The sequence below is a fragment of the Paraburkholderia sp. J94 genome, from assembly GCF_905220285.1.
In the GTDB taxonomy this organism is placed as follows: Bacteria; Pseudomonadota; Gammaproteobacteria; order Burkholderiales; family Burkholderiaceae; genus Paraburkholderia; species Paraburkholderia tropica_A.
Genome location: NZ_CAJMZH010000021.1, coordinates 88,033 through 112,492, shown reverse-complemented (window position 1 = coordinate 112,492; position 24,460 = coordinate 88,033). Strand labels below are relative to the sequence as shown.

Annotated in this window: 17 protein-coding genes and 2 pseudogenes; 14 read left to right on the top strand and 5 right to left on the bottom strand. The window is 67.0% G+C overall.

Annotated features, from left to right (window positions below; translation table 11 throughout):
* The first annotated feature begins 55 nt into the window (after window positions 1-55).
* From ccsB to msrQ, 3 genes are all read left to right on the top strand, one after another.
* Window positions 56-1,276 carry a c-type cytochrome biogenesis protein CcsB gene (gene ccsB, locus U4Y88_RS33730; RefSeq protein ID WP_321789195.1) on the top strand — a complete coding sequence of 407 codons (1,221 nt, stop codon included), beginning with the start codon at window positions 56-58 and terminating at the stop codon, window positions 1,274-1,276.
* 179 nt (window positions 1,277-1,455) lie between these two features.
* Window positions 1,456-2,466 (top strand): protein-methionine-sulfoxide reductase catalytic subunit MsrP, encoded by a 1,011-nt coding sequence (gene msrP, locus U4Y88_RS33725; RefSeq protein ID WP_310631325.1) that lies wholly within the window; start codon window positions 1,456-1,458, stop codon window positions 2,464-2,466.
* Window positions 2,467-2,473: 7 nt separating this feature from the next.
* The gene (gene msrQ, locus U4Y88_RS33720) at window positions 2,474-3,196 is read left to right on the top strand and encodes a protein-methionine-sulfoxide reductase heme-binding subunit MsrQ (RefSeq protein ID WP_321789193.1); all 723 of its coding nucleotides are present in this window, start codon (window positions 2,474-2,476) and stop codon (window positions 3,194-3,196) included.
* 78 nt (window positions 3,197-3,274) lie between these two features.
* On the opposite strand, the gene lysA is transcribed toward msrQ, so the two are convergent.
* Together lysA and lptM are read right to left on the bottom strand one after the other, a co-directional pair.
* A complete protein-coding gene (gene lysA / locus U4Y88_RS33715; protein WP_321789191.1) occupies window positions 3,275-4,546 on the bottom strand; it encodes a diaminopimelate decarboxylase in 1,272 nt (423 codons plus the stop codon).
* A gap of 23 nt (window positions 4,547-4,569) precedes the next feature.
* A complete protein-coding gene (gene lptM, locus U4Y88_RS33710) occupies window positions 4,570-4,884 on the bottom strand; it encodes an LPS translocon maturation chaperone LptM (protein ID WP_224018170.1) in 315 nt (104 codons plus the stop codon).
* Between the two features lie 53 nt (window positions 4,885-4,937).
* Between lptM and cyaY the strand changes: the two genes are divergently transcribed.
* Complete coding sequence (gene cyaY, locus U4Y88_RS33705) at window positions 4,938-5,255, top strand: iron donor protein CyaY (RefSeq protein WP_065062754.1); 318 nt, start codon at window positions 4,938-4,940, stop codon at window positions 5,253-5,255.
* 93 nt (window positions 5,256-5,348) lie between these two features.
* Here the strand turns inward: cyaY and U4Y88_RS33700 are convergent, their stop codons facing one another.
* On the bottom strand, window positions 5,349-7,787 hold the full coding sequence (locus U4Y88_RS33700) for a penicillin-binding protein 1A (protein WP_224018174.1): 2,439 nt from the start codon (window positions 7,785-7,787) through the stop codon (window positions 5,349-5,351).
* A 326-nt stretch (window positions 7,788-8,113) separates the two neighbouring features.
* Between U4Y88_RS33700 and U4Y88_RS33695 the strand changes: the two genes are divergently transcribed.
* From U4Y88_RS33695 to ugpQ, 8 genes and pseudogenes are all read left to right on the top strand, one after another.
* Window positions 8,114-9,154, top strand: a complete 1,041-nt coding sequence (locus U4Y88_RS33695) for a pilus assembly protein PilM (RefSeq protein ID WP_321789189.1) — start codon at window positions 8,114-8,116, stop codon at window positions 9,152-9,154.
* A gap of 11 nt (window positions 9,155-9,165) precedes the next feature.
* Complete coding sequence (locus U4Y88_RS33690) at window positions 9,166-9,810, top strand: fimbrial assembly protein (RefSeq protein WP_321789187.1); 645 nt, start codon at window positions 9,166-9,168, stop codon at window positions 9,808-9,810.
* The gene (locus U4Y88_RS33685) at window positions 9,807-10,697 is read left to right on the top strand and encodes a hypothetical protein (protein WP_321789185.1); all 891 of its coding nucleotides are present in this window, start codon (window positions 9,807-9,809) and stop codon (window positions 10,695-10,697) included. The genes U4Y88_RS33690 and U4Y88_RS33685 overlap by 4 nt, the downstream gene beginning before the upstream one ends.
* Window positions 10,694-12,328, top strand: a complete 1,635-nt coding sequence (locus U4Y88_RS33680; protein ID WP_321789183.1) for a type IV pilus secretin PilQ — start codon at window positions 10,694-10,696, stop codon at window positions 12,326-12,328. Before U4Y88_RS33685 ends, U4Y88_RS33680 begins: the two co-directional genes overlap by 4 nt.
* A 221-nt stretch (window positions 12,329-12,549) precedes the next feature.
* Window positions 12,550-13,104 (top strand): shikimate kinase, encoded by a 555-nt coding sequence (locus tag U4Y88_RS33675; RefSeq protein ID WP_224017153.1) that lies wholly within the window; start codon window positions 12,550-12,552, stop codon window positions 13,102-13,104.
* Window positions 13,105-13,156: 52 nt separating this feature from the next.
* Window positions 13,157-14,248 (top strand): 3-dehydroquinate synthase, encoded by a 1,092-nt coding sequence (aroB, locus tag U4Y88_RS33670; RefSeq protein WP_224017150.1) that lies wholly within the window; start codon window positions 13,157-13,159, stop codon window positions 14,246-14,248.
* Between the two features lie 292 nt (window positions 14,249-14,540).
* A pseudogene (locus tag U4Y88_RS33665) lies at window positions 14,541-15,674 on the top strand (deoxyguanosinetriphosphate triphosphohydrolase); the annotation flags it as partial.
* 77 nt (window positions 15,675-15,751) lie between these two features.
* On the top strand, window positions 15,752-16,516 hold the full coding sequence (ugpQ, locus tag U4Y88_RS33660) for a glycerophosphodiester phosphodiesterase (protein ID WP_321789181.1): 765 nt from the start codon (window positions 15,752-15,754) through the stop codon (window positions 16,514-16,516).
* Window positions 16,517-16,661: 145 nt separating this feature from the next.
* On the opposite strand, the gene U4Y88_RS33655 is transcribed toward ugpQ, so the two are convergent.
* Window positions 16,662-17,039: a DUF883 family protein gene (locus U4Y88_RS33655; RefSeq protein WP_224017136.1), complete on the bottom strand. Its 378-nt coding sequence runs from the start codon at window positions 17,037-17,039 to the stop codon at window positions 16,662-16,664.
* 410 nt (window positions 17,040-17,449) lie between these two features.
* Window positions 17,450-18,163 (bottom strand): OmpW/AlkL family protein, encoded by a 714-nt coding sequence (locus U4Y88_RS33650; protein ID WP_224017134.1) that lies wholly within the window; start codon window positions 18,161-18,163, stop codon window positions 17,450-17,452.
* Between the two features lie 185 nt (window positions 18,164-18,348).
* On the opposite strand from U4Y88_RS33650, the pseudogene U4Y88_RS33645 reads away from it, so the two are divergent.
* Together U4Y88_RS33645 and U4Y88_RS33640 are read left to right on the top strand one after the other, a co-directional pair.
* Window positions 18,349-19,038, top strand: a pseudogene (locus tag U4Y88_RS33645) (transposase); the annotation flags it as partial.
* A gap of 710 nt (window positions 19,039-19,748) precedes the next feature.
* Window positions 19,749-24,449 (top strand): glutamate synthase-related protein, encoded by a 4,701-nt coding sequence (locus U4Y88_RS33640; RefSeq protein ID WP_224017132.1) that lies wholly within the window; start codon window positions 19,749-19,751, stop codon window positions 24,447-24,449.
* Window positions 24,450-24,460: the final 11 nt, after the last annotated feature.

Below are 24,460 nucleotides of genomic sequence, written 5' to 3'. Positions count from 1 at the left end.
CTTTCCACGTTTTGCGCGCGCTTCACGGACATTCACGATCAACACCGGTAAGCCCATGGACTTGACTCAGGTTTCCTCATCCGCAAAAGCCCGCCGCGCCGACCGCGCCGCGGTGCAAACGGCGGCGCACGATTTGCCCGCCGATGACTTCTTCGACGAACGCCCCTTCCTGCGCCGCCTGACGCTGGTCGACTGGCTGTTCGCCCTGGCGATGGTGGCAGGCGCGGGTTTCGCGCTGTCGCGCTACCACGCGCACATGAACTACTACGACAAGCTGGTGATGTGCGGCACGGTGCCGGCGCTCGTCGTGCTCGGCTGGCGCTGGAAGCCGTCGCGCCTGCTGATGGCGGCCATCGCCGTCATGTCGATCGGCGCGATCCAGATCTATCAGGGCGACCTCGCGCGCGCCGACCAGGCCTTCTTCCTCAAATACTTCCTCTCCAGCCAGTCGGCCATTCTGTGGATGAGCGCGCTGTTCGTGCTCGCCACGCTGTTCTACTGGATCGGCCTGCTCTCGCGCTCGCCCTCGGGCGGCTCGATCGGCTCGAAGCTCACCTGGGCGGCCGTGCTGATGGGCTTCACGGGCCTGATGGTGCGCTGGTACGAGTCCTACCTGATCGGCGCGGACGTCGGCCACATTCCCATCTCGAACCTCTACGAAGTGTTCGTGCTGTTCAGCCTGATCACGGCGCTGTTCTACCTGTATTACGAAAAGCACTACAACACGCGCGCGCTCGGCGCCTTCGTGCTGCTCGTGATCAGCGCGGCCGTGGGCTTCCTGATGTGGTACTCGATCTCGCGCGACGCGCAGCAGATCCAGCCGCTCGTGCCCGCGCTGCAAAGCTGGTGGATGAAGATCCACGTGCCGGCGAACTTCATCGGCTACGGCAGCTTCGCGCTGTCGGCGATGGTCGGCGTGGCCTACATCATGAAGGAGCGCGGCATGCTGGCGGACCGCCTGCCCGCGCTCGAAGTGCTCGACGACGTCATGTACAAGTCGATCGCCGTCGGCTTCGCGTTCTTCACCATCGCCACGATCCTCGGCGCGCTGTGGGCCGCGCAGGCGTGGGGCGGCTACTGGAGCTGGGACCCGAAGGAAACCTGGGCGCTGATCGTCTGGCTGAACTACGCCGCGTGGCTGCACATGCGCCTCATGAAGGGCCTGCGCGGCGGCGTCGCCGCCTGGTGGGCGCTCACGGGTCTGCTGGTCACGACCTTCGCGTTCCTCGGCGTGAACATGTTCCTCTCGGGGCTGCATAGTTACGGCAAGCTGTAACCGATCTTCGCCGCACAACGAACTAACCGCCGGACGCCACGCGCTCCGGCGGTTTTTTTTCGTCGCATGGGAAGGATTACGCGGCGCGTGCGTTTGCCTGGGTACAGGGCTCCGAACGATCCAGCGTGGAGCCGGTCGACACACAGGCAGGGCAGCAGACAGCAGACGAGGGCAACATCATGTGGACGAAGCGCAGCAGCAGGATCATCCTCACCGGCGACGACATCGCCGCAAGCGAGATCACGCCGCAAACGGTGTTCGAACAGCGTCGGCGGATGATGAAGGCGGCGGGCGCGCTGGCGCTCGGCGGCGTGACGGGCGGGCTCGGTCTGTTCGGCGCGCGCGATGCGTTCGCGCAATACGCGCCGGGCGACCCGAAAGCGATCAAGCTGGCCGCGAAGACCAACCCGAAGTTCGTCGCGCTCGACAAGGCCACGCCGTACAAGGACGTGACGACCTATAACAACTTCTACGAGTTCGGCACCGACAAGGGCGATCCGGCCGAGAACGCCCACACGCTGCGCCCGCGCCCGTGGAAGGTGAGCGTGGAAGGCGAGGTGAAGAACGCGAAGGTCTGGGACATCGACGACATCCTCAAGATCGCGCCGCTCGAGGAGCGCGTGTACCGTCACCGCTGCGTGGAAGGCTGGTCGATGGTGATTCCGTGGATCGGCATCTCGCTGTCCGAGCTGATCAAGCGCGCGCAGCCGACCGGCAACGCGAAGTACGTGCAGTTCATCACGCTCGCCGACCGCTCGCAGATGCCGGGCCTCGCCGAGCCGATTCTCGACTGGCCGTATTCCGAAGGCCTGCGCATGGACGAGGCGATGAATCCGCTGACGCTGCTGACCGTCGGCCTTTACGGCCAGGTGCTGCCGAACCAGAACGGCGCGCCGGTGCGCGTGGTGCTTCCGTGGAAGTACGGCTTCAAGAGCGCGAAGTCGCTCGTGAAGATCCGCTTCGTGGAGAAGCAGCCGCCGACGAGCTGGAACACCTACGCGTCGAACGAGTACGGCTTCTTTTCGAACGTGAATCCGAACGTCGATCACCCGCGCTGGAGTCAGGCGACCGAGCGGCGCATCGGCGAAGACGGTTTTTTCCAGCCCAAGCGCAAGACGCTGATGTACAACGGCTACGGCGATCTGGTGGCGTCGATGTATCAGGGCATGGATCTGCGCAAGAACTTCTGAGCACGCGATGGAGCACAACGTGAATTCGACGACCGACACCGCTGGACGCCGCGTGGGCGGCGGGCCGTCCGTGCGGGCGGCGCAAACGGCGAAAGTGCGCGCCGCGAGCGGCCCGCGCTGGCTGCCGTGGGCGAAAGGCGCGGTGTTCGTCGCCGCGCTGTACCCGCTCGCGCGCATCGTGCTGTTCGGCTTCACGGACCGGCTGGGCGCGAACCCGATCGAATTCATCACGCGCTCGACGGGACTCTGGACGCTCGTGTTCCTCTGCATCACGCTCGCCGTCACGCCGCTGCGCCGCCTCACGGGCTGGACCGCGCTGATCCGCTTTCGACGCATGCTCGGCGTCTACGCGTTCTTCTACGCGGCGCTGCACTTCACGACTTACATCTGGTTCGACAAATGGTTCGACGTGGCCGCGATGCTCAAGGACGTCGGCAAGCGGCCCTTCATCACGGTCGGTTTCGCCGCCTTCGTGCTGCTGATCCCGCTCGCCGTCACGTCGACGCGCGCGATGGCGCGCAAGCTCGGCCGTCGCTGGCAGACGCTGCATCGGCTGATCTACGCGATCGGCGTGCTCGCGATCCTGCATTTCTGGTGGATGAAGGCGGGCAAGCACGATCTCGCGCTGCCGAAACTCTACGGCGCGATCATGCTCGTGCTGCTGGGCTGGCGGATCGGCGCGTGGCTCGTCGCGCGCTTCAAGGCGGGCGGGCCGACACGCGCGACATGAGCGCCGCGGCTTCTCTGCCCGCGCAATGAAAAAAGCGACGCACACGGCGTCGCTTTTTCGTTTCACGCAGTCGGACGATCAGTCCGGCAGCAGATGCTCGCCCGCGAACAGTTGCGGCACCGTTTCGCGTTCGCGCGCGACGTGTGCGCGCGTGCCGTCGACCATGATTTCGGCGGCGCGCGGACGCGTGTTGTAGTTCGAGCTCATCGTGAAGCCATACGCGCCCGCCGAGCGGATCGCCAGCACGTCGCCCGGCGCGATCGCGAGCGTGCGCTCGCGGCCCAGCCAGTCACCGCTCTCGCACACCGGACCGACGATGTCCCACGTCTTCGTCTCGCCCGCGTGCGGCGCGACCGTCTCGATCGCGTGATACGCCTCGTACATCGCGGGGCGCGCCAGATCGTTCATGGCCGCGTCGACGATCGCGAAGTTCTTCTCCGCGCCCGGCTTGAGGAATTCGACCGTCGTCAGCAGGATGCCCGCGTTGCCGACCAGCGAACGGCCCGGCTCGAACCAGACTTCGCGCGACTTGCCCGTCTTCGCGCCATGCGCCTCGATGCGGTCGAGCACGGTGCGCACGAACGCGCCGATATCCGGCGGCGTCTCGTCGTCGTAGCGGATGCCGAGGCCGCCGCCCACGTCGATATGATGAATCGCGATGCCGTCCGACTCGATCTGGTCGACGAGTTCGAGCACCTTGTCGATCGCGTCGAGATACGGCGCGACTTCGGTGATCTGCGAGCCGATATGGCAGTCGATGCCCACGACCTGCAGATTCGGCATGGCCGCCGCCGCGCGATAGGTGGCGCGCGCGTCTTCGAAGGCGATGCCGAACTTGTTCGACTTCAGGCCCGTGGAGATGTACGGATGCGTCTTGGCGTCGACGTCGGGGTTCACGCGCAGCGAGACCGGCGCCTTCTTGCCCAGTTCGCCCGCGACGGCGTTCAGGCGGTCGAGTTCGGGAATCGACTCGACGTTGAAGCACTTCACGCCCGCTTCGAGCGCAAGGCGCATTTCGTCGGCATGCTTGCCCACGCCCGAGAACACCGTGTTCTGCGCCTTGCCGCCGGCGGCCAGCACGCGCGCCAGTTCGCCGCCCGAGACGATGTCGAAGCCCGCGCCTTCACGCGCGAACACGTTGAGCACGGCGAGGTTGCTGTTGGCCTTCACGGCCACGTGCACGCTCGCGCGGCGGCCCGCGCAGGCGTCGGCGTAGGCGTGCCACGCGGTGCTGAGCGCCGCGCGCGAGTAGACGTAGAGCGGAGTGCCGTGCTGCGCGGCGAGGTCGGCGGCGGACACGCCTTCGACGAAAAGCGTGCCGTCGACACGATGAAAAGCGGGCTGGGTCATGCGAGCGTCTGGTTGGGTCGGTGCTATTGAGCGGGCGCGGCGGCCGAGGCCGCTTGCGCGCCGCTGGCGGCCGCGGGCGCGGAATTCAGTTCAGGGTCGGTCGACAGCGACAGCGGCGTGCCGGTGGTATCGGGCACCGAGTCGGCCTGCGTGCCCGATGCCGCGTTCGGCGCGTTGTCGTCGGGCTGCGTTTCGAAATTCGGTTTCTGCGGGAGCGGCGGCACCGTGGGCATGTAGAGCGGCCCTTTCTGGCCGCAACCTGCGAGCGACGCGGCGCCGATCGCGAAAGCCGTTAGAATCGCGCCGGACGCCGAGATGCGGGATGCCAGAGCGCGCATCCTGGAATTGACACGCATAATTGTCCCTGAATGATTAACCGGTGGAGTTTAGCATGGCAGATAGTGACTACCTGAGCCGCGCGGAGGCCGTGCTGGCGGCCGTCGAGCGCGGTGTCGACGCGAGCGGGGCCGATATCGAGCTCGAGCGCAGCGGCAACGTTCTGACACTCGAATTCGAGAATCGCTCGAAGATCATCGTGAATCTGCAGCCGCCGATGAAGGAGATCTGGATCGCCGCGAAAGCGGGCGGTTTCCACTACCGTTTCATCGACGAGCAGTGGCTCGACACGCGCACGGGCACCGAGTTTTTCTCGGCGCTCACCGCCTACGCGACGGAGCAGGCGGGCGAGACGGTGACGTTCACGCCGTGAATCTGCGTTGAAGCGGCCGTGAATCTGTAGCGGCCGCATCAAGAAAAACGGGCACCCTCGGGTGCCCGTTTTGCGTTTGCAGCATCGGGTGAATCAGTGCTTGCGGAACAGATTCATGATGTCTTCCTTCTCCTGCGCATTGACGTGCGCGGGCTCGCTCTCGGCCGAACCTTGCGCGCCCTGCTCGCCGCTCGCCGCCGCGTCGAGCGCCGCCTGGCTGATGCCGACCGTGGAGACGAAGCCGTGGCCCGGCGTGGCGTCGGCGTAATAGAGTTCGTCGCCGAGCGTGACGATGCCGTCGGGCATCGGCATCTTGTACTCGGGCACGCCGTTGAGCGCCTTCTGCATGTAGTCGATCCACACGGGCAGCGAGAGGCCGCCACCGGTTTCGCGGTCGCCGAGGCTGCGCGGATTGTCGTAGCCGATCCACGCGATGGCCGCGAGCGTGTGCTGATAGCCCGCGAACCACGCGTCGCGCGAATCGTTGGTCGTGCCGGTCTTGCCGCCGAGGTCGGTGCGTTTGAGGACGTTCGACTTCGCGCCCGTGCCGCGCTGCGCGACGCTCTGCAGCAGGCTGTTCATGATGTACGCGTTGCGCGGATCGATCGCGCGCGGCGCGTTCTGCTCCGCCACGAGCGGCTGCGCCTGCGCGACCACCATGCCGCGCTGATCGGTGACTTCGGCGATCAGATACGGATTCACGCGATAGCCGCCGTTCGCGAACACGGCGTAGCCGCCCGCCATCTGCAACGGCGTGACGAGGCCCGCGCCCAGCGCCATCGGCAGATAGGCCGGATGACGCTCGGCGTCGAAGCCGAAGTGCGTGATGTACTGCTGCGCGTACTTCGTGCCGATGTGGTTGAGGATGCGGATCGACACGAGGTTCTTCGACTTCATGAGCGCCGTGCGCATGGTCATGGGGCCGTCGAAGCCGCCGCCGTAGTTCTTCGGCTCCCACGCCTGGCCGCCGGTTTCGGCGGCGCTGAAGAACAGCGGCGCGTCGTTGATGACGGTGGCCGGTCCGAGCCCCTTGTCGAGCGACGCCGAATAGATGAACGGCTTGAAGCTCGAACCCGGCTGGCGCCACGCCTGGGTGACGTGGTTGAACTTGTTCTTGTTGAAGTCGAAGCCGCCCACCAGCGCGCGGATCGCGCCGTCCTGCGGCACCACCGAGACGAACGCGCCCTCGATCTGCGGCAACTGCGTGATCGACCATTCGCCTGCGTTGTTGCGCGCCACGCGGATGATCGCGCCCGGGCGGATCTTCTGCGAAGGCTGCGCGCGCGCGGAGAGGTTGTACTGCGCGAAGCGCAGGCCGTCGCCGGTGATGCTGGCCGTGTTGCCGTCCATGAAGGTGGCCTGGACTTCCTTCGGGCTCGCCGAGGTGACCACGGCCGCGACGAGTTCGCCGTTGTCGGGGTGCTCGATCAGGGCGTCGTCGATGGCCTGTTCGCGGTCGTCGGCGTCGGCGGGCAGGTCGATGAAGGCTTCCGGGCCGCGATAGCCGTGACGCCGCTCGTAATCCATCAGCCCTTTGCGCAGCGCGCGGTAGGCGACGTCCTGATCGGCGGAATCGATGGTCGTGACCACGTTCAGACCGCGCGTGTAGGCCTCTTCGTGGTACTGCGCGTACATCATCTGACGCACCATTTCCGCCACGTACTCCGCGTGCACGCTGAACTCCTTGCCCTGGCCCTTCACGACCAGCGGTTGCGCGGCGGCGTCGTCGTATTGCTGCTGGGTGATGTAGTGCAGCTCCAGCATGCGCTCCAGGATGTACTCCTGGCGCACCTTCGCGCGCTTCGGATTGACGACCGGGTTATACGCCGACGGCGCCTTCGGCAGCCCGGCGAGCATCGCGCATTCGGCGAGCGTGAGGTCCTTGAGATCCTTGCCGAAGTACACGCGCGCGGCGCTCGCGAAACCGTAGGCGCGCTGCCCCAGATAGATCTGGTTCATGTAGACCTCGAGGATCTGGTCCTTCGAGAGCTTCGACTCGATCTTGTAGGCGAGCAGCATCTCGTAGATCTTGCGCGTGTAGGTCTTCTCGCTCGACAGGAAGAAGTTGCGCGCGACCTGCATGGTGATGGTGCTCGCGCCTTGCGACGCATGGCCGTTCGTCAGCGCGACGATGCCCGCGCGCGCGATGCCCGTGAGGTCGACGCCGCCGTGCTCGTAGAAGCGCGAGTCTTCGATCGCCAGAATCGCTTTCTTCAGATTGTCCGGCACGTCCCGGAAATGGACGACATCGCGCCGCTCCTCGCCGAATTCGCCGATCAGCACGTGGTCGCGCGTGTAGATGCGCAGCGGCACTTTCGGCCGGTAGTCGGTGAGCGCGTCGAGCGACGGCAGATTCGGCGTGGCGACGATCAGCGCGTAGCCGAGCACAAGCGCGACGCACGCGGCGCCGCCCGCGATCAGCACGACGAAGCCGATCAGCAGCTTGGCCCACCAGGGCCGCTTGCGCCTGGTCGGGGCGGGCGGCTCCGGCGGCGTGGACGGAGCGGACGAAGGAGGCTGGGCGTCTTGCATACGGTTACCGAAAAAACAGTCCCGCGATTATAGCCGTGCGTTCCGCGCGCTTTCGGAAAGCTTACGCGGCGCTTGAGGCGGGTCGTGTGGGTTCGTTCCCGGCGCGCGGCGCGCGTGCGGGACGGTGCCAGGAGAGCACCAACGCAGCACCAACGCAGCGGGACAGATGACTCACTCTAGCCGCGTCTCGTGGCGCGGAGAAGCATCCAGGTCGGATTCGACGCGAGATTGGCCGTTTGGCCGAGTGTTCGCGCGATCGGACCCTTCGCACAATCCCAGCAAGCGCCACGAACGGTTCGCGGCGCAACGCACACGGGAGGAATGCGATGAGCTTGCTCAATCCGCTGTTGTTGAATGCGCGCCGCTTTGGGGCGGGCGTGGACGTGAGCGCGCGCGGCATCACGCTGGTCGTGCTCAGTGAGCGGCTGTTCGGCGGCGCGCCGCTGCGCATCGAGTGGCTGGCGCACGCGCCGCTCGCGCGCGAGACGCTGGCGGGCACGGAGATCGCCGACCGCGCGGCGCTGGCGGCGGCGCTGCGCGAGCTGTTCGGCGCGCTGCCGCGGGCGTGCACGCAAGCCACGCTGCGCTGCGCGATGGCGCTGCCCACGGGCGCGACGCTGCTCGCTTCGGTGCCGCTCGCGCGGCTCGTGCCCGAGGCGGGCGCGGCGGCGTGGAAGAAGGACGTCTCGGGCCTTTACACCGAACTCGAACCGCTGGTGCTGGCCGAGGCCGAGCGCGTGGCGGGCATCGAGCGGCACGAACTGGCGGTCGACTGGCACGTGGGGCCGTTCGGGGCGATCGGTTCAGCAGGTTCATCGGGTTCATCGGGTTCCGGCGCGGCAGCGTTGCGCGAGGCGCGCGTGACGATCGCGGCCACGGCGCGCTCGCATCTGGAAGCGCGCATCGAGTGCGCGGCGATGGCGGGCATCACGCTCTGTGCGCTCGACGACGAAGCCCACGCGGCGCTGCGTGCGATGCGTCACGCGGCGGCGTTCGAATTGCCGCCGCACGAAACCTGGGCCGCGCTCTGGATCGGCGCCGCCGGCATTCACGGCTGGCTCGTCACCGACGAATGCGTCTCGCGCACCATGCGTTTTCCCGCGCTCGAATACGCCGATCTGGTCGAGGCGCTGCGCGATCTGGCAGGCGATGCGCAGGTCGGCTGCACGCTGGTGTCGGGCGATTTCTCGATGCTGCTCGGCGTGCAGTTCTCGCTCGCGGATATCGGCGACGTGCTCGGCAGCCCGGTGCTGCCGTTCGAATGCGCGCCGCTCGCCGACGCCGACCATCCGCTCGACGTCAGCCTGCTGCACGACCCGTCGTGCGTGGTGGCTTTCGGCCTCGCGCTGCGCGGGGTGAGCGAATGAGGCGGCGCGGTGTGGCGACAGTGGCGGCAGGGGAACTCGACGGTTTCAATCTGCTGCCGTGGCGACCGGGCGCGATGCGGCGCGTGCGTCGGCGACGCGTACTCGAATGGCTCGCGGCGGCGCTCGTCGGCGGCGCGTGCGGGTGCGCGGTCGCGGGTTGGCAGCACGTCGAGCAGGCGCGTATGCAGACGCAGCGCGCCGCACTGGCGCGTCAAATGGCGACGCTGGGCGCACCGCTGGCCGAAGCGCAGCGGCTTGCGCGCGAGGCCCGCGCGCGGCGTCTGGCGCTGAGCGAAGCGCTTGAGCGGGCGCGGCCATTCCGGCGGTTGTTCGCGCTCGTCGACGGGCTCGCGCGGGCGCGCACCGAGGGCGTCGCGCTCGAGCAACTGGCCCAGCACGGCGACGCCACCGAGTTGATCGCGAGCGCCGCCGACGAGGTCGCGGCGGCAGCGTGGCTCGAACGCTTGCGCGCGTTGTCCGAGGTCGAGGCCGTGAGCGTGCAGGAGATGAAGCGCGCGCAGGAGGCGGGCGGGGCGCGCACGCCACGCGGCGTCGCGCCGATTCACGTGGCGGCGCGGCTCGTCTGGAAGGGCGCGCTCGCGCCTGCTTCGGCTGTTGCGGCTGCTTCGGCTGTTGCGGCGAAGGAGGCGAAATGAACGGCGCGGCGATGTGGCGCGGCTGGCGGCCGCTGCACGCATGGACGCGAAGGCGGCGCGCGCTGGTTGCCGCGACGCTCGCATTGTTTGCCGCGCTGCTGAGCGGCGCCGCGTGTTTCTTCACCGATGCGGGCGGCGCACAGGCTGCCCGAGACGCGCTGACGCAAAGCGAGGCGCAACTTGCGGACGCGCGGCGCACGCTCGCGCGGCTGCCCGCTTTGCGGCGCGAGGCCGAAGGCTGGCCGCATGGTGCGGGGACGGAGCGCACGTCGCAAACGAACACGCACGCCGACGACATCCACGGCGTCTCCCAACTGGCCGCGCAAGCCGGACTCGTGCTGATCGCGCTGGAGCCCGCCGCGCCGGGCGGCGCGAAAGCGCAGGCCTTCCGCGCGACGAAGCTCGCGGCGCAGGGCGGTTTCGCGCAGCTTCGCGCGTTTCTCGAAGGCCTGGCCGAGTGGCCCGAACTCGCGGTGCCGGCGGATATCGTCGTCAAACGTAGCGGCGGCGTGCTCGCCATCGCGGCCACGCTGCACGTGTTCGACGGCTTGCCCGCCGTCGCGATCGAACCGGCCGAGGATGCCGAGCCGGGCGATGCGGCGCGCGATCCGTTCGCCAGCCGCTTTGCGCTCACTGCGGGCGGCGCTGCCGCGCCTGGCCTGGCTGGCGGGCCGGGCGTGCAGGGCGATCGCGCGCTGCGGCTCGCAGGCACGCTGACCGAGCGCGGGCGCGTGCTTGCGCTCGTCGAAACCGCCGAGGGCACGTTCGCCGTGCAGCCTGGCGCCTCGCTTGCGGGCGGGCGCGTGACGGGCGTCGGTGCTGAACGGGTTGTCCTGTCCGTCGATGGCGCGACGCAGGTGTTGAACTGGGCGGAGGACAGCCGATGAAACGCGCTCGCCTCGCCCCGTCACGATTCCGCTCCCTCGCGTGGCTGACGCTCGCGCCCGCGTTGGGCGCGCACGCGGCGCTGCCGCCATCAACGCCGCCGTTGCCAACGCCCGCGTGGCGCGCGGCGGCGCAGATGATCGCGCGTCACGAGGTGCCTCCGTTGCCAGAGGGCGATCAAGCCGATGCGCCCACGGGCTGGACCGCCAATCCGTTTTCCGCAGCGCAGGACGCGCCTGCCGATCCAGGCGATTCGGCCACGGACCCGCGCGCCGCCACGCCGCTATCCACGATCGATCCCGTGGCGGCGCCCGCCACTGCGCCCGCCGCCGCCGCGCCCGAACCGCTCGAAGGCCCGCCCGTGCCGCTGCCCGCGCCGTCGCGCCTCGCCGACACCGCGCCCAAGGACGACGGCCTGCCGCCCGATCGCCCGATCTCGCTCAATTTCCAGCGCGCGGAACTCACCGCCGTGCTGCACGCGTTCGCGCAGTTCACGCGGCTGAACATCGTCGCGAGCGAGCGCGTGCGCGGCCAGATCACGCTGCGGCTCGACCGCGTGCCGTGGCGCGCCGCCTTCGACCTGCTGCTCGAATCGAACGGCCTTGCGATGGAGCGTCACGGCGGCGTGCTCTGGGTCGCGCCCGCCGCGGATCTGGCGGCGCGCGAGCGGCAGCGTTTCGAGGCGCATGCGCGCGCCGCCGAACTCGAACCGCTCGCGAGCCGCGCGTTCGAACTGCACTACACGCGCGCCGAGGACCTGCGGCGGCTCCTGAGCGGTTCCGGCACGCAGCGCGCGCTGTCCAAACGCGGCGCGGCGGTCGCGGACGCGCGCACGAATCTGCTGTTCGTCACCGATCTGGCGGGGCGGCTCGATCAGATCGCCGACCTGATCCGGCGGCTCGACGCGCCCGCGCGGCAGGTGCTGATCGAGGCGCGTATCGTCGAAGGTGACGAAGGTTTGTCGCGCGAACTGGGCGTGCGGCTTGGCGTGACCCCGAGCGCGGTCGAGGGCACGGCGCGCGGTCTGCGCGGCAGCGCCGCCGACGGCACGCTCTACGATCTGGGCGCGGGCGCGATCAACGGCTTCGGGGCCGCGCAGCTCGGCCTCACGCTACTCGCCGCGCGCGCCACCCGGCTGCTGGACATCGAGTTGAGCGCGCTGGAGGCGCAGGGGCGCGGGCGCGTGGTGTCGAGCCCGCGCGTGGTGACCGCCGACCGCACCAAGGCCGTGGTCGAGCAGGGCACCGAGCTGCCGTATCAGGCCAAGGTCGGGCAAGGCGTGTCGGGCGTGCAGTTTCGGCGCGCAAGCCTGAAACTGGAGGTCGAGCCGCAGATCACGCCGGACGGCCGCGTGATCCTCGACCTCGACGTGGCCAAGGACAGCGTGGGCGAGCAGACCGCCGCAGGGCCGGCGATCAACACGAAACACGTGCAGACGCGCGTCGAAATCGAGGACGGCGGAACGGTCTCGATTGGGGGTATCGATGCGACTGACGACCGCGATGATGTGACGCGCGTGCCGCTCCTGGGCAAAATACCGTTTTTGGGCGCGCTTTTTTCGCATCGCGCGCATTGGGACAAACGCAGCGAACTGGTGGTGTTCATCACGCCGCGCGTCGTCGCCGGTGATTAGCGGTTGACTGGCGGTCGATCGGCGGCGATTTGCGGTGATTGGCGGCGGGCCCACGCGGATCGCCTCGCGTGCGCAGATCGCGCACGAACCGGCCCCAAATCGGCGGAAATTCGCGTGAAAATGGCGATGAATCCGCTTCGGGGCCGGATCGCACGGGCCGCAGGCTCGACAACGCCGCCGCTTTGCCAGTAAGCTGCGGCACCAACCTTTCGTAGGAAACGCTGCAAGTGCGGGACGCTAACGCCAATGTATTTTTCGTAGGGCTCATGGGCGCCGGGAAGACGACCGTGGGCCGGGCGGTCGCGCGCCGGCTTGAGCGTCCGTTTTTCGATTCCGATCACGAGGTCGAGGCGCGCACCGGCGCGCGCATCCCGGTGATCTTCGAAATGGAAGGTGAAGCGGGCTTTCGCGAGCGCGAAGCGCAGATGATCGACGAGCTGAGCGCGCGCGAGGGCATCGTGCTCGCGACCGGCGGCGGCGCGGTGCTGCGCCCGGAAAACCGCGCGGCGCTCAAGGAGCGCGGCTTCGTCGTCTACCTGCGCGCTCACCCGCACGATCTGTGGCTGCGCACGCGGCGCGACAAGAACCGTCCGCTGCTACAGACCGAAGACCCGAAAGGGCGGCTCGAAGCGCTCTACGAGCAACGCGATCCGCTGTACCGCGAGATTGCCGATTTCGTGATCGAGACCGGCCGGCCTTCGGTCAACGGGCTCGTCAACATGGTGCTGATGCAGCTCGACATGGCCGGCGTGCTGCGCGCCCCGGCGCGCGAGTAACGCGTCACGCAACCAAGCCGCGTTCCCCCATCAGCGCCTCACCACTGAACTACTGCCTGGCATGATTACCGTCAACGTCGAACTGGGCGACCGCGCCTACCCCATCCACATCGGCTCCGACCTCATCGGCCAGACGGCGCTGTTCGCGCCGCATATCGCCGGCAAGTCGGTGACGATCGTCACCAATACCGTCGTCGATCCGCTGTATGGCGACACGCTGCGCGCCGCGCTCGCGCCGCTCGGCAAGGACGTCAACACGGTCGTGCTGCCCGACGGCGAGGCGCACAAGAACTGGGAAACGCTCAATCAGATTTTCGACGCGCTGCTCACGTCGCGCGCCGACCGCAAGACCACGCTGATCGCGCTGGGCGGCGGCGTGACGGGCGACATGACCGGCTTCGCGGCGGCCTGCTACATGCGCGGCGTGCCGTTCATCCAGGTGCCCACGACGCTGCTTTCGCAGGTCGATTCGTCGGTGGGCGGCAAGACCGGCATCAATCATCCGCTCGGCAAGAACATGATCGGCGCGTTCTACCAGCCGCAGGCCGTGATCGCCGACATCGGCGCACTGCGCACGCTGCCGCCGCGCGAGCTGGCGGCGGGCGTGGCCGAAGTCATCAAGACGGGCGCAATCGCCGACGCCGAATTCTTCGAGTGGATCGAAGCGAACGTCGAAGCGCTCAACCGCTGCGAGCCCGAGGCGCTCGCGCACGCGGTCAAGCGCTCGTGCGAGATCAAGGCATCGGTGGTCGCCGCCGACGAGCGCGAAGGCGGTCTGCGCGCGATCCTCAATTTCGGCCACACCTTCGGTCACGCGATTGAAGCGGGGCTCGGTTACGGTGAGTGGCTGCACGGCGAGGCCGTGGGCTGCGGCATGGTGATGGCGGCCGATCTGTCGGTGCGCGTCGGCATGCTCGACGAGGCGTCGCGCGAACGGCTCGTGCGCGTGGTAGAAGCGGCGCATCTGCCGGTCGTCGCGCCGGCGCTCGGGGCCGAACGCTATGTCGATCTGATGCAGGTCGACAAGAAGGCCGAGGGCGGCGCGATCAAGTTCATTCTGCTCAAGCGCTTCGGCGAAACGCACATCGGCCGCGCGCCCGACGAAGCCGTGCAGGCCACGCTCGCCGCGACCGTCGCGCGCTGAGCGTGTCGCCGCGCGCGGCTCGCGCAACTTGCGCAACTCGCGGCGGCGCATTTTGCGGCGCAGTTGAGGGCGCATTTTGCGGCGTAGGCGAGGGTGCATTGAGCGACACACCCGGCGCGCATTCTGGACGCATCTAGCGACTTGGTAAGCGACGTAGCAAGCGATGCAGTCGGCGACGGAGTCGATGACGCAGTTCACGATTGAGTCGGCGACCCGCATCGCGATCTTTGCGGAGGAACCGTTGAGCGACACCCGCAGCAATCCTGGCGCGCCGTTCGCCGACGCGCTGAACGCCTCACCCGACGCGGGGCTCGCGCCCTACGCGGCGCACGCCTCGCAGTCGCGCGGCCGACGTCACACCGAAGCGCCGCCCGCCGCGCGCAGCGAATTCCAGCGCGACCGCGACCGCATCGTCCATTCCACGGCGTTCCGCCGGCTCGAATACAAGACTCAGGTCTTCGTGAATCACGAAGGCGATCTGTTTCGCACGCGGCTCACGCATAGCCTCGAAGTCGCGCAGATCGCGCGTTCGGTCGCGCGTCAGCTGCGCGTGAACGAAGATCTCGTCGAGGCCATTTCGCTCGCGCACGACCTCGGCCATACGCCGTTCGGCCATGCAGGCCAGGACGCGCTCAACGAATGCATGGGCGAGCACGGCGGCTTCGAGCACAACCTGCAAAGCCTCGCGGTCGTCGACGAACTGGAGGAGCACTACGGCGCGTTCGACGGCCTCAATCTCTGCTTCGAGACGCGCGAGGGCATTCTCAAGCATTGCTCACGCGAGAACGCGCGGCGTCTGGGCGAACTGGGCGAGCGCTTCCTGCTCGGGCGTCAGCCGTCCATCGAAGCGCAGATCGCAAATATCGCCGACGAAATCGCCTACAACAATCACGACGTCGACGACGGCCTGCGTTCCGGTCTCCTCACCATCGAGCAGCTCGCCGAAGTCGAACTCTGGCAGATGCACTACGACGCTGCGCGCGCCGAATATCCGCAGATCGACGGGCGTCGGCTGATACACGAAACCGTGCGGCGCATCATCAATACGCTGATCGTCGACCTGATCGGGCAGACGAGCCGCAATCTCGCCGAGCACGCGCCGCGCTCGCTCGACGAGGTGCGCGCCGCGCCGCCGCTCGTCGCGCACAGCGAGCGCGTCGCGGCGCAGGCGGCCGCGCTCAAGCGCTTTCTGTACCGCAACCTGTATCGCCACTATCGCGTGATGCGCATGGCGAACAAGGCGCGGCGCGTCGTGAAGGGGCTCTTTGAGGCGTTCACCGACGATCCGCGTCTGCTGCCGCCCGCGTACCAGATGCACGACGAGACTACGCAGCCGCGCCAGATCGCGCATTACATCGCGGGCATGACCGATCGCTACGCGCTCAAGGAATACCGCCGTCTGTTCGTGGTCGCCGACGACGTCTGACGAACGCACACAGCACACACGCAGAGCAAACGCAGAGCAAACGCAGAGCAAACGCAGAGTACACGCAGAGTACACGCATGGAACCGATGAAGACCTGGCCTTATCCGCGCGTGGCCGCGCATCGCGGCGGCGGCACGCTCGCGCCGGAGAACACGCTTGCGGCGCTGTGCGTGGGCGCGGGCTTCGGCCACACGATGGCGGAGTTCGACGTCAAGCTTTCCGCCGACGACATCGCCTTCCTGCTGCACGACGATACGCTCGATCGCACCTCGAATGGCAAGGGCGCGGCTGCGCAACTGCGTTATCGGCAGATCGCGGCGTTCGACGCGGGCAGCTGGCTCTCCGAACGTTTCGAGGACGAGCACATGCCGACGCTCGCCGAAGCGGCGCAGTGCTGTGGCGAGGAAGGGCTCGCGGCGAATGTGGAGATCAAGCCGTGTCCGGGTCGCGACGCGCAGACGGGCCGCATCGTCGGCGCCGAGGCCGCACGTCTGTGGGCGAAGCCGATGGCGGCGGGCGCGTTGCCGCCGCTGCTGTCGTCGTTTTCCGTCGCGGCGCTGGCGGCCGCGCGCGAGGCCGCGCCGGATCTGCCGCGCGGCCTGCTGGTCGAGCGCGTGCCCGACGACTGGCGCGAGCAGACCGCCGCACTCGGCTGCGTCTCGCTGCACGCGAGCCATCGTCATCTCGACGAAGCGCTCGTGGCCCGCATCAAGGACGCGGGCCTGTTCATCCTGGCCTACACGGTGAACGACCTCGAAACCGCGCAGCGCCTCGCGCGTTGGGGCGTCGACACCATCTGCACGGACCGCATCGATCTGATCGGCCCGCACGCGCTCGACTGAACCCTCATCGCGTTCACGCACGCGCCGCGCCGGCACGAACCGGCGCGCTCACGACGCAGCGCTTGCGCAGTGTCGCGCGGCGTGTGGCGCCGCGCCTCTCAGGTTCGCGCGGCCTGGCGGCCGCGCACGTCCAGCCTGATCCGACTTACCGGCAGCGCGCGAGAATCGCGCCGGCGACCAGCGCCACGCCGCCCACGATCGCAATCGCTTGCCATGGGTTCGCGTGCACGTAGTCATCGGCGTTATCCATCGCCTGGCTGGCACGCTCGCGCGTGGCGGCACGCGCGACTTCGAGCCGCTCGCGGGCCGCGTCGAGGCGTTTGCGAACGTCCGCGCGCAAGGCTGCGGCATCGGCCTGCGTGCCGTCGCCCAGCGTGGTTTCCAGTTCGGCGAGCAGGTCGCGTAGCTCGTCAGCGATGTCAGATGCGGCGCTGCGGCCGCGGCGCGCGATGCGGCGCGCGTGGCGGCCGGTGCGCGTCCAGGATTCTCCGAGGGCGTCACGCGTATTCGGAAATGCGCTCATGAATGGCTCCGTCTTGGAAAGCAGGTAAAAGGCTCGCGCCGTGCGCACGAAAAAGGGCATCACGGTCGAGGACTGGAGTTGAAGTATTGCGCAAATCCGGTGCCCGGCGCGCGAGCCTGCGCAGGCGAAACGACGCGCATGCCCGTCCGGCGCGGCTTTGCGGCGCATGGGCGCGACGACTGAAAGATAAATGATTACGGGGACAGCACGCTTTTTCCGAGAGGCATAGAATCAAGAAAAGCCCGTCGAAATGTCAGGAACATCTGGTGCTGATGTAAGGAGACGAGATGCGTGGGAGGCAAGACAACGCTGAGGCGTGCTGCTCTCCGTCGAGCGCCGCATGGGCGGGACGGAGAGCCAATCCGTGTCGCGCTGGATGGGCGCGTGCGGTTTCGTGCGCCGGGCGGCAATCAGAACATGTAACCAACTTTCAGGTACGTGACGAGCGGATTCAGATGGATCTTCGATTCCGCCTTGCGCGTCGTGCCGAGTTGGGTGGTGCTGGTGTAGGTGGCCGTCACGCTGACCGGGATGTACGACAGCGAGAAGCCGGCGAACCAGTGCTTGGTGAAGTTGTAGTTGAAGCCGGCATTAAATACGGGCGCCCAGGAACGATCCGTCGAAACACTGGTCGGACCCCCAAGTACGCCTTGTTCGAATGCGGCGTTGGTGATCTTCGCGTCGGTGAACCACACGTAAGTCGCGCCGAGGCCCACGTACGGACGGAACTTGGCGTCGGGTTTGTTGAAGTAGTACTTGAGGAGCAGTGCCGGGCTCCACTGGCGCGCGGAACCTACCTTGCCGTATGCGGAGAGGCTGCCGCCGCCCGAGATGTCGAACTTCGGCGGAATCCCGAGTTCGGCTTCGGCCGAGAGGCTGTCGGTGATGAAGTAACCGAGCGAGAAGCCCAGCGTATCCGCGGAACTGATGCTGGCGCCCGTGCCCGGGTAAGCCTGGTTGACCGTCGTGCCGCCCACGCTGTCGATCTTGAGCGGATCGCTCGAGTCTTGCGGCATGAGACGGAACCACCCCGTTGTTACGTAGAACGTGTTGGCCGATTGTGCGTACGCCCCCGACATGCCGGCGACCGCGAAAATCGCTGCCAGCGCCTGTTTTAATTTCATATGTGCTCCTCCATTAAAGGCCCGCACATTATGTACACAACGTTTGCAACAAACCATATGCGTTCGTTAGAAGTATCTCCCTAAGCGCCGCGCGCTTTCCGCCCGAGCCGCATGCCCGCGAGAGCGAGCGCCGGCGCGGCCTGGCGGGCATGCGGGTATTCACCAACGTACCAGGAAAATCGAGCATGGCACGGCTTGCACGTCTTTATGTTCCTGACCAGCCGCAGCATGTGATTCTGCGCGGACTGGATCAGCAGCCCGCTTTCGTCGACGACCAGGACTACGAACTGTTCATCGACTGCCTGAAGGCAGCGGCGCGCGATCACCACCTGGCGGTGCATGCGTGGGTCTTGATGCCCGGCGCGGTGCAGCTGCTCGTCACCCCCTCCGACGAATCGAGCCTTCCCAAGGCAATGCAGGCGGTCGGCCGACGTTACGTCGCGCACTTCAACCGGCGTTACGCGCGGCGCGGCACGTTGTGGGAAGGGCGCTACCGCGCGACCGTCATCGAGGGCGAGCGCTTCTTCCTGCTCGCGAGCCGCGTGGTCGAGCTCGCGCCGGTGCGCAATCACCTCGTCGCGACGGCGGAGGATTACCGCTGGTCGAGTTACCGACATCACATCGGGCTCACCGTCGACAGTCTGATCACCGACCATCCGCTGTACTGGGCGCTCGGCAATACGCCGTTCGAGCGGCAGCGCGCGTATCGCGAACTCTGCGAGCAGCCGCTCGACGAGCGCGAAAGCAATCAGCTGATGCAGGCGACGCTCAAGGGCTGGGTGCTCGGCGGCGACACCTATCGCGAATGGGCGGGGCGCACGGCCAACCGGCGCGTCTCGCCGCTGCCGCGCGGGCGGCCGCGCAAGGTCCGCGAAGCGCCGGGCACGACGTCGGGTGCCGCGCCCGCAGGTGCGGCGGCTGGTGCGGCTGGTGCGTCGGGAGCGCTCGGCGCGGCGGGCGCGGCTGCGGCGGGCACGGCGGCGGCCACCGCGGCAACTTCGGCGCCTTCGGCGGGCGCCCAACCGGGCGGGCAGACTTCGGCGCCTGGTGCGCACGAATCCGCCCCCAATTCAGCTTCGACGAGTCCCGCGCACCCAGGCGGCCACGGCGGCACGCACGCAAGCAGTGGTTCCGGCGCAACGCCAGGTACAAATCCGGGTGGCTCGACGGGCCATTCTGGCTCATCGACGGCGTCGGGCAGCGGCAGCGCCGCCAGTCCGTCATCGGCGCATGAGGAGCGCAAACCGGGCACCGGCACGCACTGATCGCTACATCGATCCATTACGGATCAACGGCTTACCTCCGAAAACGGCGACCGCGAACGCCGTTTTCTTTTGCCCTTTTATGATATGGCACTAATAAAAATACGGTGCAATGCACCAATCTGATAATTGGGGTCTAAACATGCAGTTTTATTTGCATGCCCTTGATTCGTCGCGTATATTCGCCTTTCGGCTCTCCTTGTCGCACAACGCGGGAAGCCAGCATCGCCCGCGCAACGCCGTACAGCGGTCACGCAAGCGGCGGGAAAAAACAAAGTACGGAATCAACGGCCATCCCCTGGCCTCTCTTGGACGGTGTCCCCATGAACGATCACCAGCAGCGCGACGCGGTGCCCGCCGCGCAAGGTCTCTATGACCCGCAAAACGAACACGACGCCTGTGGCGTCGGCTTCGTCGCCCATATCAAGGGCAAGAAGAGCCACGAAATCATTCAGCAAGGCCTGAAGATTCTCGAAAACCTCGACCACCGGGGCGCCGTCGGCGCCGATCCGTTGATGGGCGATGGCGCGGGCATCCTGATCCAGATCCCGGACGCGTTCTATCGCGAAGAAATGGCCAAGCAAGGCGTGACGTTGCCGCCGGCTGGCGAATACGGCGTCGGCATGATCTTCCTGCCGAAGGAACACGCTTCGCGTCTCGCCTGCGAACAGGAACTCGAGCGCACGGTGCGCGCCGAAGGCCAGGTCGTGCTGGGCTGGCGCGATGTGCCGGTCGACCACACGATGCCGATCTCGCCCACGGTCAAGGCCAGCGAGCCGCTGATCCGCGAGATCTTCATCGGCCGCGGCAAGGACGTGATGGTCACGGACGCGCTCGAGCGCAAGCTGTACATCATCCGCAAGACCGCGAGCCACCGCATCCAGGCGCTCAAGCTCAAGCACGGCAAGGAATACTTCGTGCCGTCGTGCTCGGCGCGCACGGTCGTCTACAAGGGCCTGCTGCTGGCCGGTCAGGTGGGCGTGTACTACCGCGACCTGCAGGACGAGCGCGTCGTCTCGGCGCTGGCGCTCGTGCACCAGCGCTTCTCGACGAACACGTTCCCGGCGTGGGAACTGGCTCACCCGTACCGCATGATCGCCCACAACGGTGAAATCAACACCGTGAAGGGCAACGTGAACTGGCTGAACGCCCGTACCGGCGCGATCGCCTCGCACGTCCTCGGCGACGACCTGCCGAAGCTCTGGCCGCTGATCTATCCGGGCCAGTCGGACACGGCGTCGTTCGACAACTGTCTCGAACTGCTGGTGATGGCGGGTTACCCGCTTGTCCACGCGATGATGATGATGATCCCGGAAGCCTGGGAACAGCACACGCTGATGGACGAGAACCGCAAGGCGTTCTACGAATACCACGCAGCGATGATGGAGCCGTGGGACGGCCCCGCTGCGATCGCCTTCACGGACGGCCGCCAGATCGGCGCGACGCTCGACCGTAACGGTCTGCGTCCGGCGCGCTACATCGTCACGGACGACGACCTGGTCATCATGGCGTCGGAAGCCGGCACGCTGCCGATCCCCGAGTCGAAGATCGTCAAGAAGTGGCGTCTGCAGCCGGGCAAGATGTTCCTGATCGACATGGAACACGGCCGCATCATCGACGACAAGGAACTGAAGGACAACCTCGCCAACGCCAAGCCGTACAAGAGCTGGATCGACGCCGTGCGCATCAAGCTCGACGAGATCGAGCCGAAGGCGGAAGACGTCGCGACCGCGCGCGCTGAAGCCGCTGCGCTGCTCGACCGTCAGCAGGCGTTCGGCTACACGCAGGAAGACCTGAAGTTCCTGATGGCGCCGATGGCGATGTCGGGTGAAGAGGCTGTCGGTTCGATGGGCAACGACTCGCCGCTGGCGGTCATGTCCAACAAGAACAAGACGCTCTACAACTACTTCAAGCAGCTGTTCGCGCAGGTCACCAACCCGCCGATCGACCCGATCCGCGAAAACATGGTGATGTCGCTCGTGTCGTTCATCGGCCCGAAGCCGAACCTGCTCGACACCAACAACATCAACCCGCCGATGCGTCTCGAAGTGTCGCAGCCGGTGCTCGACTTCAAGGACATCGCGAAGATCCGCGCGATCGAGCAGTACACGGGCGGCAAGTTCAGCAGCTACGAGCTGAACATCTGCTATCCGGTGTCGTGGGGCAAGGAAGGCATCGAAGCGCGTCTCGCGTCGCTGTGCGCGGAAGCCGTCGATGCGGTCAAGTCGGGCTACAACATCCTGATCGTGTCGGACCGCCGCGCGGACCGCGACAACGTCGCTATTCCCGCGCTGCTCGCCACCTCGGCGATCCACTCGCACCTCGTGCAGCACGGTCTGCGCACGAGCACGGGTCTCGTCGTGGAAACGGGCTCGGCGCGTGAAACGCACCACTTCGCGCTGCTCGCGGGCTTCGGCGCGGAAGCCGTGCACCCGTACCTCGCGATGGAAACGCTCGCGCAGATGGCGCAGGGCCTGAAGGGCGATCTGTCGTCGGACAAGGCCGTCTACAACTTCACCAAGGCAGTGGGCAAGGGCCTGCTCAAGGTGATGTCGAAGATGGGCATCTCCACGTACATGTCGTACACCGGCGCGCAGATCTTCGAAGCAGTCGGCCTCGCCGACGAGCTGATCGCCAAGTACTTCAAGGGCACGGCCTCGAAGGTCGGCGGCATCGGCCTGTTCGACGTCGCGGACGAAGCGATTCGCATGCACCGCGACGCGTTCGGCGACAACCCGGTTCTCGCGAACATGCTCGACGCGGGCGGCGAGTACGCGTATCGCGTGCGCGGCGAAGACCACATGTGGACGCCGGACGCGATCGCCAAGCTCCAGCACTCGGCGCGCAGCAACTCGTATCAGACGTACAAGGAATACGCGCACCTGATCAACGATCAGACCAAGCGCCACATGACCTTCCGCGGTCTGTTCGAATTCCGCCTCGACCCGGCGCGCGCGATCTCGATCGACGACGTCGAACCGGCGAAGGAAATCGTCAAGCGCTTCGCGACTGGCGCGATGTCGCTCGGCTCGATCTCGACGGAAGCGCACGCCACGCTGGCGGTCGCGATGAACCGTATCGGCGGCAAGTCGAACACGGGTGAAGGCGGCGAAGACGAGAAGCGCTATCGCAACGAACTGCGCGGCATTCCGATCAAGAACGGCGACACGATGCGTTCGATCATCGGCGAGGAAGTCGTCAAGGACATCCCGCTGAAGGACGGCGACTCGCTGCGTTCGAAGATCAAGCAGGTTGCGTCGGGCCGCTTCGGCGTGTCGGCGGAATACCTGTCGTCGGCGGACCAGATCCAGATCAAGATGGCGCAGGGCGCGAAGCCGGGCGAAGGCGGTCAGCTGCCGGGCCACAAGGTTTCGGAGTACATCGGCAAGCTGCGTTACTCGGTGCCGGGCGTGGGCCTCATCTCGCCGCCGCCGCACCACGACATCTACTCGATCGAAGATCTGGCGCAGCTGATTCACGATCTGAAGAACGTGAACCCGGTTTCGTCGATCTCGGTGAAGCTGGTGTCGGAAGTGGGCGTGGGCACGGTGGCAGCGGGCGTGGCGAAGGCCAAGGCCGACCACGTCGTGATCGCGGGCCATGACGGCGGCACGGGCGCATCGCCGCTCTCGTCGCTCAAGCATGCGGGCACGCCGTGGGAACTGGGTCTCGCGGAAACGCAGCAGACCCTCGTGCTGAACCAGCTGCGCGGCCGTATCCGCGTGCAGGCCGACGGTCAGATGAAGACGGGCCGCGACGTGGTGATCGGCGCGCTGCTCGGCGCGGACGAATTCGGCTTTGCGACGGCGCCGCTCGTCGTGCAGGGCTGCATCATGATGCGCAAGTGCCATCTGAACACCTGCCCGGTCGGCGTCGCGACGCAAGATCCGGTGCTGCGCGCGAAGTTCTCGGGCCAGCCCGAGCACGTCGTCAACTTCTTCTTCTTCATCGCTGAAGAAGTGCGCGAAATCATGGCGCAACTGGGTATCCGCAAGTTCGACGATCTGGTCGGCCGCGCGGATCTGCTCGACACGCGCCGTGGCGTCGAACACTGGAAGGCGAAGGGTCTCGACTTCTCGCGCGTGTTCTACCAGCCGCAAGTGGGCGACGAAGTCGCACGCAAGCACGTCGACACGCAAGACCACGGTCTGGACCGCGCGCTCGATCACACGCTGATCGAGAAGGCGAAGGCCGCGATCGAGAAGGGCGAGCACGTCTCGTTCATCCAGCCGGTGCGCAACGTCAACCGTACGGTCGGCGCGATGCTCTCGGGCGTGGTGGCGAAGCAGTACGGCCACGACGGCCTGCCGGAAGACTCGATCCACATCCAGCTCAAGGGCACGGCGGGTCAGAGCTTCGGCGCGTTCCTCGCACGCGGCATCACGCTGGATCTCGTCGGCGACGGCAACGACTACGTGGGCAAGGGCCTTTCGGGCGGCCGCATCATCATCCGTCCGACCAACGACTTCCGCGGCAAGTCCGAAGAAAACATCATCTGCGGCAACACGGTGATGTACGGCGCACTCGAAGGCGAAGCCTTCCTGCGCGGCGTCGCGGGCGAGCGTTTCGCGGTGCGTAACTCGGGCGCGACGGCGATCGTCGAAGGCACGGGCGACCACGGCTGCGAATACATGACGGGCGGCACGGTGGTCGTGCTCGGCGAAACGGGCCGTAACTTCGCGGCGGGCATGTCGGGCGGTATCGCCTACGTGTTCGACCCGGAAGGCACGTTCGCCGGCAAGTGCAACAAGGCGATGGTCGCGCTCGAACCGGTGCTGCAACAGGCCGAACAGGAACGCACGGTCGACCGCGCACTGTGGCACGCAGGCCAGACCGACGAAGCGCTGCTCAAGGGACTCGTCGAGCGTCACTTCCAGTTCACCGGCTCGCCGCGTGCAAAGGCGCTGCTGGAAAACTGGGACGCGGCGCGCCGCCAGTTCGTGAAGGTGTTCCCGACGGAATACAAGCGCGCACTGGGCGAAATCGGCGCGAAGAAGGCAAACCAGGAAGTGCTGGCCGCCTGATTCCGCGAAGA